This window comes from Prauserella cavernicola (assembly GCF_016595675.1).
GTDB classification, from domain to species: Bacteria; Actinomycetota; Actinomycetes; order Mycobacteriales; family Pseudonocardiaceae; genus Prauserella_A; species Prauserella_A cavernicola.
The window spans coordinates 620,847-633,240 of record NZ_JAENJH010000001.1 but is presented as its reverse complement, the minus strand read 5'-3'; the positions used below and the strand labels follow the sequence as shown (position 1 = coordinate 633,240).

The 12,394-nt window shown below is 70.7% G+C and carries 11 protein-coding genes; 3 read left to right on the top strand and 8 right to left on the bottom strand.

Annotated features, from left to right (window positions below; translation table 11 throughout):
- Nucleotides 1-108: 108 nt before the first annotated feature.
- Nucleotides 109-828, bottom strand: a complete 720-nt coding sequence (locus JHE00_RS03060) for a GntR family transcriptional regulator (RefSeq protein WP_200314497.1) — start codon at nt 826-828, stop codon at nt 109-111.
- A gap of 148 nt (nt 829-976) precedes the next feature.
- On the opposite strand from JHE00_RS03060, the gene JHE00_RS03055 reads away from it, so the two are divergent.
- Both JHE00_RS03055 and JHE00_RS03050 read left to right on the top strand, forming a co-directional pair.
- Nucleotides 977-1,972 (top strand): sugar phosphate isomerase/epimerase family protein, encoded by a 996-nt coding sequence (locus JHE00_RS03055; protein ID WP_200314495.1) that lies wholly within the window; start codon nt 977-979, stop codon nt 1,970-1,972.
- A gap of 81 nt (nt 1,973-2,053) precedes the next feature.
- The gene (locus JHE00_RS03050; RefSeq protein ID WP_200314493.1) at nt 2,054-3,241 is read left to right on the top strand and encodes a fumarylacetoacetate hydrolase family protein; all 1,188 of its coding nucleotides are present in this window, start codon (nt 2,054-2,056) and stop codon (nt 3,239-3,241) included.
- 31 nt (nt 3,242-3,272) lie between these two features.
- Here JHE00_RS03050 and JHE00_RS03045 read toward each other — a convergent pair whose 3' ends face one another.
- The 6 genes from JHE00_RS03045 to JHE00_RS03020 all read right to left on the bottom strand — a co-directional run bounded on the left by JHE00_RS03045 (nt 3,273) and on the right by JHE00_RS03020 (nt 8,595).
- Nucleotides 3,273-4,295, bottom strand: a complete 1,023-nt coding sequence (locus JHE00_RS03045) for a transketolase family protein (RefSeq protein WP_307831792.1) — start codon at nt 4,293-4,295, stop codon at nt 3,273-3,275.
- Nucleotides 4,292-5,146, bottom strand: coding sequence for a transketolase (locus JHE00_RS03040; protein ID WP_200314491.1), 855 nt, complete (start codon nt 5,144-5,146; stop codon nt 4,292-4,294). Before JHE00_RS03040 ends, JHE00_RS03045 begins: the two co-directional genes overlap by 4 nt.
- A 17-nt stretch (nt 5,147-5,163) precedes the next feature.
- A complete protein-coding gene (locus JHE00_RS03035; protein WP_200314489.1) occupies nt 5,164-6,480 on the bottom strand; it encodes an MFS transporter in 1,317 nt (438 codons plus the stop codon).
- Complete coding sequence (locus JHE00_RS03030) at nt 6,477-7,370, bottom strand: NAD(P)-dependent oxidoreductase (RefSeq protein ID WP_200314487.1); 894 nt, start codon at nt 7,368-7,370, stop codon at nt 6,477-6,479. Before JHE00_RS03030 ends, JHE00_RS03035 begins: the two co-directional genes overlap by 4 nt.
- Nucleotides 7,371-7,476: 106 nt before the next feature.
- Nucleotides 7,477-8,169 carry a FadR/GntR family transcriptional regulator gene (locus JHE00_RS03025; protein ID WP_307831837.1) on the bottom strand — a complete coding sequence of 231 codons (693 nt, stop codon included), beginning with the start codon at nt 8,167-8,169 and terminating at the stop codon, nt 7,477-7,479.
- A 153-nt stretch (nt 8,170-8,322) separates the two neighbouring features.
- A complete protein-coding gene (locus tag JHE00_RS03020; RefSeq protein WP_200314483.1) occupies nt 8,323-8,595 on the bottom strand; it encodes an amphi-Trp domain-containing protein in 273 nt (90 codons plus the stop codon).
- 217 nt (nt 8,596-8,812) lie between these two features.
- Here JHE00_RS03020 and JHE00_RS03015 point away from each other — a divergent pair, with 217 nt between their 5' ends.
- Nucleotides 8,813-10,975, top strand: a complete 2,163-nt coding sequence (locus tag JHE00_RS03015) for a transglycosylase domain-containing protein (RefSeq protein ID WP_200314481.1) — start codon at nt 8,813-8,815, stop codon at nt 10,973-10,975.
- A 60-nt stretch (nt 10,976-11,035) separates the two neighbouring features.
- Here JHE00_RS03015 and JHE00_RS03010 read toward each other — a convergent pair whose 3' ends face one another.
- A complete protein-coding gene (locus JHE00_RS03010; protein WP_200314479.1) occupies nt 11,036-12,394 on the bottom strand; it encodes an aminotransferase class V-fold PLP-dependent enzyme in 1,359 nt (452 codons plus the stop codon).

Below are 12,394 nucleotides of genomic sequence, written 5' to 3'. Positions count from 1 at the left end.
GCAGAGCAGCCCTGATCAGTGGATATCCAAGATCCTATTTGATATGCAGGGTGACGGTAGGACATCGGCCAGGGGAAGGCAAGATCGGATTCCGGCCAGAGGCGGAGGTCAGGCCTGCTCGACCGAGCGCTCCGCGACGCCGGCCAGGTGGGCGCGCATGGCCTCCACCGGGGCGAGCTCGTCGCGGGACTCGAACGCCGCGATGATCTCGGCGTGCTCGGCGACGGCCTGGTCGAGGTCGTAGACACCCAGGTCGGCGCTCTGTCGCAGCCGGTGCACGTGGGCGCTAAGCGACTCGGCCATCTGCAGCAGGAACCGGTTGCGGGCCGCCCGGATGATCACCAGGTGGAACTCCCAGTCGGCGTTGAAGTACTCGCGCAGGTCCGCGTAGCCCTTGGGGGCCTGCCCGTGCTGCTGCTGCCGCCTGCGCACGCGGTGGGCGCTGAGCACGTGCTCCGCGTGCGCGATCTTGAGGTCCGGCAGCAGGGTTTCGGTGTGGGGCGCCGCACGTTCCACCGCGGAGAGCTCCAGCATCGTGCGCGCGTCGAGCAGCTCGGTCATCTGCTCCGGCCCCAGTGGCGGCGCGACCTTGTAGCCCTTGAGCGCCGTGCGCGAGACCAGTCCGGTGTGCTCCATCTGCACCAGCGCCTCGCGCACCGGCGTGGGGGAGACCCCGAGCTCGCGGGCGAGCGAGTCGATGCCCAGCGAGCTGCCCGGCGGTGTCGTGCCGTCGAGCAGCATCTCGAGCACCGCGTCGTAGACGCCGTCGCGCAACGCCCGCCGGTCGACGGATCCCGTCGTCGTGCGGGCCTTCGGCTTGGTCGTCACTGGCGCTCATCTCCTGGCGGGGGCTTCGGCGTGAGGATATCCCAGCGGAGTACCGGGCTTGCCCGAGCGACTCGCTGCTGATCTTGTTGAGACCACGATAAATCCTATAGGATATGGGAGTTCCCGTACCGACGTTTCGGAGTCGACGATGACCAACCTGGTGGAGCCCGGACAGGCGCTGGCAGCCGCTGCTCGCTTTCCCTCGGCGCGGGAGTGGCCGATCGGCGCCGCGCTGCTGCAGTTCCCGGCCGTGACCCCGGACGGGGTCGTGGTGCAGGAGGCGGGCGCGCGCGCCTGGTCCTCGGTGCTGCGGGAGGTGGCGGCCGCGGGGTTCGACCACGTCGACCTCACCGACACCTGGCTGCGGCCCGGTGACCTCGACACCAGCGGGCTCACCACGCTCGCGTCGGTGCTGGAGGACGCGGCACTCGGCGTCAGCGCCATCTCGGTGACCCGGCGCAGCGTGATCGACCCCGATGAGCGCGTCGCCGAGGAGAACCTCGCCTACACCCTGCGCACCGTCGACGCGGCGGCGCGGCTCGGGATCGGTGTGGTGTCGGTGGGACTGCACCGCCCGCTGACCCCCGCCCAGCGCGCCGCACTGTGGTTCTGGACCGAGCCGGGTCCGGTGGACCCCGTCGGCGACGAGCGCACGTGGGCCAAGGCCGTGGAGTCCCTGCGGCACATCGGCGAGCACGCCGCGGCCGCGGGGATCGAGATCTCGCTGGAGATGTACGAGGACACCTACCTCGGCACGGCCGACAGCGCGGTGGCGCTGTGCCGCGACATCGACCTGCCCACCGTGGGCCTCAACCCCGACATCGGCAACCTCGTGCGGCTGCACCGGCCGATCGAGGACTGGGAGCAGCTGCTGCTGCGCACGCTGCCACACGCGAACTACTGGCACGTCAAGAACTACGCCCGCGACTTCGACCCGGCCACTGGGGCCTACTTCGCGGTCCCCGCACCGATGGAGCAGGGCATGATCAGCTACCGCAGGGCGGTCGAGATCGCGCTCGCGTGCGGGTTCACCGGCCCGCTGTGCGTCGAGCACTACGGTGGCGACGGGCTGTCGGTGGCCGCCGCCAACCGCGAGTACCTGCGGCGGATTCTCGAGGTGAAGCTCGCCGCGCTGGATCACTGAGCGGGACGGCCTTGATCTCGGCGTACGGGCCCGACATGCTCTGATCCGGACAACTCGACAGTCGACCCGGAAGCAGGTGTCATGGCCCTCCCGCCACACGCGATCACCACCGAGACCACGCTGCCCGATGACGGTGTGGCCGGAACGCTTCTCGGCAGGGCGTGGAACCCCGAGGCTCGCGGGCCGTCGCCGGTCGCCGTGCGCGACGGCGGAGTCGTGGACGTGTCGGGTCGCTTCGCCACCGTGTCCGACCTCGCCGAGCACGAGGATCCCGCGCGTGCGCTCGCGGAGACCGACGGTGCTGTGCTCGGCACGGTCGAGGAGCTGCTGGCCAACACGGTGTCGCGGCCGGAGGACCCCGCCGTGCCGCGCCTGCTCGCGCCGGTGGACCTGCAGCCGGTGAAGGCCGCCGGGGTGACGTTCGTGGTGTCGATGCTGGAGCGCCTCATCGAGGAACGCGCGCTGGGCAACGCGGGCGCCGCCGCCGAGATCCGGCGTGAGATCGGCGAGCTGGTGGGCACCGACTTCACGCGGCTGCGCCCCGGTTCGCCCGAGGCGGCGGACCTGAAGAAGCTGCTGGTCGAGCGCGGCGAGTGGAGCCAGTACCTGGAGGTGGGGATCGGGCCGGACGCCGAGATCTTCACCAAGGCCCTGCCGCTGTCCTCGCTCGGCACCGGCAGCAGCGCGGGTGTGCTGCGCACGTCGGAGTGGAACAACCCGGAGCCCGAGATCGCGCTGCTCGTCAGCTCCACGGGCCGCATCGTGGGCGCGACGCTGGGTAACGACATCAACCTGCGCGACTACGAGGGCCGCTCGGCGCTGTTGCTGCCGAAGGCCAAGGACAACAACGCCTCGTGCGTGCTCGGGCCGTTCGTGCGGCTCTTCGACGCCACGTTCGGCCTCGACGACGTCCGCTCCACCACGGTGACGCTGGAGGTGCGGGGCGAGGACGGCTTCATGCTGTCCGGCTCGTCGGCGCACAGCGAGATCAGCAGGGACCCGGCCGATCTGGTGGAGCAGCTGATCGGCCCGCACCACCAGTACCCGGACGGGGTGGTGCTGATGCTCGGCACGATGTTCGCGCCGGTGGCCGACCGCGGTGTGCCCGGCGGCGGCTTCACGCACAAGGAGGGCGACGTCGTGCGCATCTCCGCGCCGGGGCTGGGCACGTTGACCCACGAGATCGGTTTCAGCGAGCAGTGCGCGCCGTGGAGCTACGGGGTCACCGAGCTCATGCGCAACCTCGCCGCGCGCGGCCTGCTCGCCTGAGCGAGGCGGGGCGCGGCGAGGTCGCGTCCCGCTAGCCCAGCTCGCCGAGAACCTTGTCCACGATCGTCGACGTCGCCAGGCCGTAGCGCTCGTGCAACGTCGGCAACGCGCCCGCGTCGAGGAACTCGTCCGGCAGCGCGATGGGCACGACGCGCGTGCCGAGCCCGCGCGAGACCACGGCCGAGGCCAGCGTTTCGAACAGGCCGCCGACCACGGTGTGGTTCTCGAGCGTCACCACGAGCCGGTCGCTGTCCACCTCGGCCAGCACGGTCTCGGCGTCGAACGGCTTGATCGTGGGTGTGTGCACCACGGAGACGTCGACGTTGTGCTGGGCGAGCTCGTCGGCGGCCTGCAGTGCGCGCATCGTCATCAGTCCACTGGAGACGAACACGACGTCGTTGCCGCCGCGCAGCACCGAGGCCTTGCCGAGCCGGAACGTGTAGTCGTACTCGTCGAGCACCGTGGGCACCTTGCCGCGCAGCAGCCGCAGGTAGGTCGGCCCCTCGGCTGCGGCGAGCTGCGGCACGGCCTGCTCGATGTCGACCGAGTCGCACGGGTCGACGATGGTCAGCTTCGGCATGCCGCGGAAGATCGCGACGTCCTCCGTGGCCTGGTGGCTGGGTCCGTAGCCGGTGGTGAGCCCTGGCAGGCCGCCGACGATGTTGACGTTGAGGTTCGGCTCGGCGATGTCGAGGCACAGGAAGTCGTACGCGCGCCGCGCGGCGAACACGCTGTAGGTGGAGGCGAAGGGCACCAGCCCGACCTCCGCCATGCCCGCCGCCGCGCCGAACAGCAGCTGCTCCGCCATGCCCAGCTGGAAGAACCGCTCGGGGTGGGCCTGGGCGAAGACGTGCATGTCGGTGTATTTGCCGAGGTCGGCGGTGAGCCCGACGACCCGCTCGTCGCTCTCGGCGAGGGCGGCGAGCGCGTGCCCGAACGGCGCGGACGCGGTGCGCTGACCGGGGTCGGCGAACGAGGCGATCATCGCCGAGGTGGTGAGGCGCTTCGTGGAAGTCTTGGACGTCGAGGAAGTCGAGGAAGTCGAGGAAGTCACTGTGCGCGCGCTCCTTCGTGGCCGTGGGTCAGCTGGTCGCGGCACAGCTGCCACTCGTGTTCGTCGATGCGCATGAAGTGGGCCTTCTCCCGGGTCTCCAGTAGCGGCACGCCCCGGCCGATGCGGGTGTCGCAGAGGATCACCGACGGCTGTCCCACGGGCTGTGCGCGTTCGGCCGCGGCGTCGAAGGCGGCCAGTAGCGAGTCCACGTCGTTGCCGTCGACGCGCTGCGTGAACCAGCCCGCGGCCTCCCACTTCTGCTCGGCGGGTTCGATGCCGAGCACGCCCGCGGTCGGGCCGTCGGCCTGTAGCGCGTTCATGTCGACCAAGGCGGTGAGCAGGCCCAGCTGGTGGTGGGCGGCGCCCATCGCGGCCTCCCACGTGGAGCCCTCGTCGAGCTCGCCGTCGGAGAGGAAGTTGAAGATCCGCTGCCGCGTGCCCTGGAACCGCAGGCCGAGCGCCATGCCGACGGCGACGGTGAGCCCGTGGCCGAGTGAGCCGCCGGAGATCTCCATGCCGGGCGTGTAGGACGCCATGCCCGACATCGGCAGCCGGGAACCGTCGGAGCCGTAGGTCTCCAGTTCGGACACCGGCAGGGTGCCGGCCTCGGCGAGTGCGGCGTAGAGGGCGATCGCGTAGTGGCCGGTGGAGAGCAGGAACCGGTCGCGGCCGGCCCACTCCGGGTCCTCGGCGCGGTGGCGCAACTGGTCGGTGTGGGTCACGGCGAGCAGGTCGGCGACCCCGAGCGCCTGCCCGACGTAGCCCTGGCCCTGCACCTCGCCCATGTCGAGGATGTGGTGGCGCATCCGGTACGCGGCCGCGTGAACCCGGTCGGCCCTGGTGGTGGTCATCGTGTCGGGACTTCCTTTCAGCGGGTGGCCGCGGCGGGCGTGCGGGGCCGCGGCGGTGTGGCCTGTGTCTTGACCGGGGCGGTCTCCGGGGTCACGGCGGCCGCGGCGGTGGAGACGACGCCGAGCAGGACGAACAGCAGGGCGGGGCCCATCCAGCCGATCCAGCCGTACAGCGCGGTGGCCAGGAACGGCAGCAGGCCGGCGACCATCGAGGCTCCGTTGTAGCCGAGCGAGATCCCGGACGAGCGCACGTCGCGGGGGAACTGCTCGGAGAACCACGACGACTCGACGGCGAAGATCGGGTCGTGCGAGAGCAGCAGGCCGAGCGCGACGGCGACGATCACCATGATCAGCGCCCCGGTGTTGACCATGAGGAACATCGGGATGCCGAACGCGATGGTGAAGACCGAACCCAGGTAGAACACCGGTTTGCGGCCGATCCGGTCGGACAGCGCGCCGAAGAGCAGGTGGCTGCCGAGTCCGAGCGCCGAGCCGACCATGGTGCCGATCAGCACGCTCTCCTTGTCGGTGAGCGACGCGAGCACCACATAGGACAGCAGGAAGCTGGTGGTCACGTAGTAGCCGCCGGTCTCGGCGAGCCGCAGCGTCATGATGCGGAGGATGATCCGCCAGTCGCGGCGGATCACGTCGAGCGCGGGAGCCTTGCGGATCTCGTTGCGCTCCTTCATGTCGGTGAACTCGGGCGACTCCGAGATCCGCATGCGGATGAACATGCCGGCCCCGATCATGACGATCGAGAACAGGAACGGCATGCGCCAGGCCCAGTCACCGTCGAACAGCGCCTCCGACAGCAGGAACGCGCCGTTGGCCAGCAGCAGGCCCGCCGGGATGCCGATCTGGGGCACGGAGCCGTAGAACCCGCGTTTGCGCTCGGGGGAGTGCTCCACCGCCATGAGCACGGCGCCGCCCCACTCCGCGCCGAACCCGATGCCCTGCAGGATGCGCAGCAGGATCAACAGGATCGGGGCGAGGATGCCCGTCTGGTCGTAGGTGGGCAGCGCTCCGATGAGGACAGTGCCGATCCCCATGATCACCAGCGACCACAGCAGGACCTTCTTGCGGCCGAGGCGGTCGCCGTAGTGCCCGGCGAGGTAGCCGCCGAGCGGGCGGAAGAAGAAGCCGACGGCGAGCGTGGCGAACGAGGCCAGCACGCCGACGAGGTCGTTCTCGGAGTGGAAGAAGACGTTGCCGAAGTAGGCGGCCGAGGCGGTGCCGTAGATGAAGAAGTCGTAGCTCTCCACCGCGGTGCCGATCATCGACGCCGTGGACACCTTGGCGGGGTTGTCCCGCCGCGCCGCGGGGGTGGTGGTCATGCGTTGTTCCTCCGCGCAAGTCCGGAAGCTGGTTCGGGGTAGGTCTCGATGACGCGCGAGTCGTCGCGCTGGGCGAGCCCGGCGGCCGCGGCGCGGTCGTAGCGCTCGCGGGCGAGGCCGAGCAGGGGAGTGTCGGCGCCCGCGGCACCGGCCGCGGTGGCGACCAGCGCGCTGTCCTTGACGAAGATGCCGATGGTGCTGGTGACCTCCACGTCGGTGCCCTCGAGCATGCGCGGGCCGCGGTCGGACAGCATCCACGAGCCTGCGGCGCCCTGTTCGACGAGTGAGAGCACCTGCTCGCGGTCGAGGCCGAGGCTGCCCGCCAGCGCGAGTGCCTCCGCGGCGGCGACGATGTGCACCGAGCACAGGTGCTGGTTGACGACCTTGATCGCCTGGCCGTCGCCGACCTCGGCGCCCACCGGGCGCACGGTGCCGAAGCAGTCGAGCACCGGCCGTGCGGCGTCGAGCTCGGCCGCGGGGCCCGCGGCGAACAGCGTCAGCTCGCCGGTACGCGCCCTGGCGACGCCGCCGGTGACGGGCACGTCGAGCACACGGGCGCCCGCGGCGCTGAGCCGGGCGGCCTGGGCGCGGACCGCGTCCGGTCCGACGGTGCTCATGACGATCCAGCGCACGCCGGCGACGTCGCCGGTGAGCGCCTCGTCGACGAGGGTGCCGAGCTGCTCCGGCGTCGCGACCATCACGACGACCGTGTCGGCCCGGGGCGCGTCGGTGATGCTCGCGGCGGCGGGGATGCCCTGCTGGGCGGCCCAGTCGCGGGCCGAGGGCACCGGGTCGACGGCGACGACGGCGTGGCCAGCGGCGGCCACGCGGCTCACCATAGGCCTGCCGATCGCCCCGGCGCCGACGAACACGACGGCGGGTTCGCTCATGGATGTCCTCCTGGATGACACGGTATTCGGGTAGGGGGTATCGACACTGCGCTCGCGACCGCGAGCGGGCGTGGGGAAGTGACCGGAAGTTGTCGAGGGGTGCGCGTCAGGTGGTGCCGGTGAGCGAGGACCAGACGTCGAAGTGGCGGCGCATCGCCACCCGCGCGCCTTCGCCGTCGCGTTCCCCGACGGCCTCGACGATTCCGTAGTGGACGGTGTCGATCACGCGGGTCTTGCCCTCGGTGAGCGGTTCGCGCTCGACCGCGGTGCGGCGCCGGTCCACCACTTCACTGCGCAGGACGTGCGAGAGCCCGTCGTGCAGCAGACTGAAGATGGGGTTGTCGACGATGTGGAAGAGACGGCGGTGGAACTCGAGGTCGGCCTCGAGTGCCCGGTCGTCGTCACCGGCGGCGCTCGCGCCCACCATCTCGTCGACGAGAGCGCGGAGGTCGTCCACGTCGTCGGCGGTCGCCTGCCGGGCCGTGGCCTCGGCGACGGAGATCTCCAGCATCTCGCGGGCGGAGCGGAACTGGGTGGAGCTCAGGTGCTCCAGCTGGCTGGAGAGGTCGAAGTAGAGCTGGAAGAAGCTCGCGTCGGGGGTGCCGAGGTAGGAGCCCCGGCCCTGCGTGCGGTCGAGGAAGCCGAGCATCTCCAGCATCGACAGCTGTTCCCGCAGCGTTCCCCTGCTGATCTCCAGTGACGTCACGAGCTCGCGTTCCGTGGGCAGGCGCAACCGGCCGGTGTCCGGCTCGGGAGTCGCCTGCTCGGCGAGGCTGCGGACCAGGTAGGACAGGTCCACGCCCAAGAAACCCACCTCCGTGTAGGTTTGGTTTGACCAATGCGGGAACCGTAGCCTCGCCGCACCAGGCCGTCAAGCAATTGGTTAAACCTATGCGGTGGGTGATGGTCCGGTCTCCCGGCGCGACTCAACCGGGAGACCGGACCGAGCGGTCTAGACGACCGGCGACTCGCCGTCGGAGTCGTCGTCACTGTCACCGTCGCTGTCGGCGAGCTTCCACTTGAGCTGGAACTCGATCTCCTCCTCGCCGTCGCCGCGCTCGTGCTCGATGGAGAACTCGGCGCGCGCGGGCACGCGGATGCGCTCACCCGCGATCTGGATCCGGAACGGCGTCTCGGTCTCCAGCGCGTCGGCGAGGCGGCGCAGCTTCGCCACGACCTCACCGGTGGAGTAGAAGCGCTCGATGTCGCGTGGTGCGTCGGCCACGGGCGGTCCTTTCGGTTCTGGGCAGAATGGGCACTGCCGGTGACGCGCAGTCAACCGGGCTCGGATGAACAGCGGGTGTCCGGCCCCGTCGCGACACGCCGGGGCGCGCCGCCGGGGGCCGCGTTCGCGCTCGCCACGGCGCTACCTCACCCGTCCGTGCCGCATGGAGGTCAGGGGATCACCGGGAGCAAACCCGACCTTGCGTAGTCTTGCCCGCGTGCGTATGAGGGACGGCCTGTTCAAGATGCTCGGTCTCTGCCTGCTTGCCGGTGTGCTCGTGGCGGGGATCCTGTTTCCCGTTGTGGGCGCCGCGGGCGTGATCTCCAACGAGGCGAGCGACACCGTGGAGGACATGTCCGCCGAGTTGGCCGACGATCCGCCGCCGATGGTCACCACGGTCACCGACCGTGAGGGTGCGCCGATCGCGACGCTCTACAGCCAGTATCGCGTGCCGGCCGCGCCCGACCAGATCTCCGAGGCGATGAAGTGGGCGCTGATCTCGGTGGAGGACCGCCGCTTCTACGAGCACCACGGGGTGGACTGGAAGGGCACGCTGCGCGCGGCGATCAGCAACACCTCCGGCGGTGACACGCAGGGCGCCTCGACGCTGACGCAGCAGTACGTCAAGAACTACCTGATCAACGTCACCTACCGGAACGACGACCTGGGCCAGCAGCGGGCGCAGGAGGCGACGATCGCGCGCAAGCTCAAGGAGGCGCGGGTCGCGATCAATCTCGAGACGAAGATGAGCAAGGAGGAGATCCTCGCCGGCTACCTCAACGTCGTCGAGTTCTCCCGCCAGATCTACGGCGTCGGCGGGGCCGCGCAGGCCTACTTCGGCACGACGCCCGACAAGCTCACCGTCGCGCAGGGCGCACTGCTGGCCGGCATGGTCAACAACCCCGTGGTGTACGACCCGTGGAACAACCCGGAGAAGGCCACCGAACGGCGCAACTTCGTGCTGGACAAGATGGTGGAGAACCGGAAGGTGTCCGAGGAGGATGCCGAGCGCATCAAGGGCGAGCCGCTGGGCGTCGTGCCCGACGGGCCGGAGAAGCCCGCCGCCAACTGCGTCGGCGCGGGTCCCGAGCACGGGTTCTTCTGCCAGTACGTCGAGGACTACCTGCTCGAGCACGGCATGACCGAGGACCAGCTCTACACGGGCGGTTACACCATCCGCACCACGTTGGACCGCAACGCCAACCATCTCGCCAAGCAGTCCGCCGAGGAGCAGGTCGGCAAGATGGAGGAGAACGTCGCCAACACGTTGTCTCTGGTGAAGCCGGGCAAGGACCGGCACGAGGTGGTGGCACTGGCCGCCAACCGGGACTACGGGCCCGACGCCACGGCGGGGCAGACCGAGTACGCGCTGCCCTCCGATGTCGCCAACGTGACCGGCGCCGGGTCGAGCTACAAGGTCTTCACCGCGGCGGCGGCGATGGACCAGGGCAAGGTCGGGATCTACGACACGGTGCAGTCGCCGAGTTCGTACGTGTCCCGGGTGTTCTCCGGCAGTCCGGAGCCGTGTCCGTTCATCGCGCCGTACACGCGCGGCTACTGCCTCACCAACGCGAGCGAGGGCGGCAGCGGCACCATGTCGTTGCAGACGGCGCTGCAGACCTCGCCCAACACCGCGTTCGTGATCCTGGAGGAGCAGGCCGGGATGAAGGCCGTGGTCGACATGGCCAGCAGGCTGGGCCTGCGCAAGACCATGGCGTCCAACGCCGCCAACGGCGGCCCGGTCGACCCCGACGCCGAGAGTATCCAGGTCAGGCAGAACCAGAAGGAGTTCTTCGGCCCGAGCGAGAACTCTCCCGGCAAGGGCGCCTTCACCCTCGGCGTGAGCCCGACGAGCGGTCTGGAACTCGCCAACGTCGCCGCGACGATCATGAGCGGTGGCGTCTGGTGCCCGCCGACGCCGATCGCGGAGATCACCGACCGCGACGGCACGCCGGTGGGGCTGCAGGAGGAGCAGCCGTGCGAGCAGGCGGTGCCGGAGGGTCTCGCCAACACGCTGGCCGTGGGCATGAGCAAGGACGACCTGCCGGGCGGAACCGCGGCCGCGGCGGCGGCCGACGTCGGCTGGGACCGTCCGATGATCGGCAAGACGGGCACCACGCAGACCAACGGTTCGGCGGCGTTCCTCGGCGCGACCCCGCAGATGGCGGGCGCGGCGATGGTGTTCCGGCCCGATTTGCCCAACGGTGGTCTCTACGACGCCGGTCCGGGCAACGTCAGTGCCGTCGGCGGCGAGAGCGGGAACATGTTCGGTGGCAAGACGCCTGCCCGGACGTGGTTCGGCGCGATGACCAAGATCCTCGAGGGGCAGGAGAAGCTGCCGCTGCCGCCGAGCGATCCGAGGTACGAACGCGTCAACTGACGTGAGGTGACGAGGACGAGGGGGCGGCCCGGCCGCCCCCTCGTCCTCGTGTCGGGGTGCTCAGGACAGGAAACCAGGCAGCGGCCGTGGGTCCGGGGTCGGCACCCAGCGGCCGTCGCGCTGCCCGTAGGTCCAGCGCGGGCCGCGCCCGGTGAGCTCGTGCAGCGCGGTCACCAGCCGGTCCACGTGCTCGCGGGTGGTGCCGAGTCCGAGGCTCACGCGCACGGCCTGCTGCCCCTCGCCGCTTGCCGCGTCGACGAGCCTGCGCGTGGCGATGTGCGCGCAGAACGCGCCATCACGCACGCCGATGCCGTACTCGGCTGAGAGCGCCGCGGCCAGCAGACCGGGCTCGATGCCGTCGACGATGAAGCTGACCGTGCCGACCCGCTCGGTGTCCGCGTCGTCGAACAGCCGCAGGCAGCGCAGCCCCGGCACGCACGCGAGCCCGGTGTCGAGCCGCTCCAGCAGCTCCGCCTCGTGGGCCTCGACCCGGTCGCGGTGTGCCGACAGTTCGGAACACGCGACGCCGAGCGCGTATACGCCGAGTGTGTTGGGGGAGCCTGCCTCGTGGCGCTCGGCGCCGGAGTTCCAGACCACTCCGATGCCGTCCTCGCGTTCGGAGACGAGCTTGCTGGCGCCGCCGCCCGCGAGGTAGGGCTCGGCGGCGCGCAGCCAGTCGGCCCTGCCGACCAGCGCACCGGCGCCGAACGGCGCGTAGAGCTTGTGCCCGGAGATGGCGACGTAGTCGGCGTCCAGGTCGCGCAGCGACACGGCGCGGTGCGGGGCCAGCTGGGCGGCGTCGACGGCGATCCGCGCGCCTTCGGCGTGCGCGACCCGCGCCAGCTCGGCGACCGGAAGCAGTTCGCCGGTGACGTTGGACGCCCCGGTGACCACCACGAGCCTCGGGCCCTCGGGGCACTCGGCGAGAGCGCGTGTGAGCGCGGCGACCGCCTCGGCGCGGTGGCGCGGCGTGGGGATCCGGCGCACGTGCCTGCCCCGCCAGGGCAGCAGTGCGGCGTGGTGCTCGGTGTCGAACAGCACCACGGAGGTGTCCCTGGGCACCGCGCGGGCGAGCAGGTTGAGCGAGTCGGTGGTGTTGCGCGTGAAGACCACGGTGTCGCCGGTGCGTGCGCCGGTGAACTCGGCAACGGCCTGCCGGGCGCGCTCGTAGATCCGCGTGGAGACCTGGGAGGCGAAGCCGGCGCCGCGGTGCACGCTCGCGTACCAGGGCAGGAACTCGTCGACGGCCCTGCGCACGGCGGTCAAACACGGTGCGCTCGCGGCGTGGTCGAGGTTGGCGTAGCCGATGCTGCCGCCGGTCACCAGCGGCACTCCCAGGTCGTCGCCGACGGTGCCCGGTGCGGGCGGGGCGATGACAGTGGTGGTGGTGAGGGCGGGAGCTGCGTACGTGACAGACAT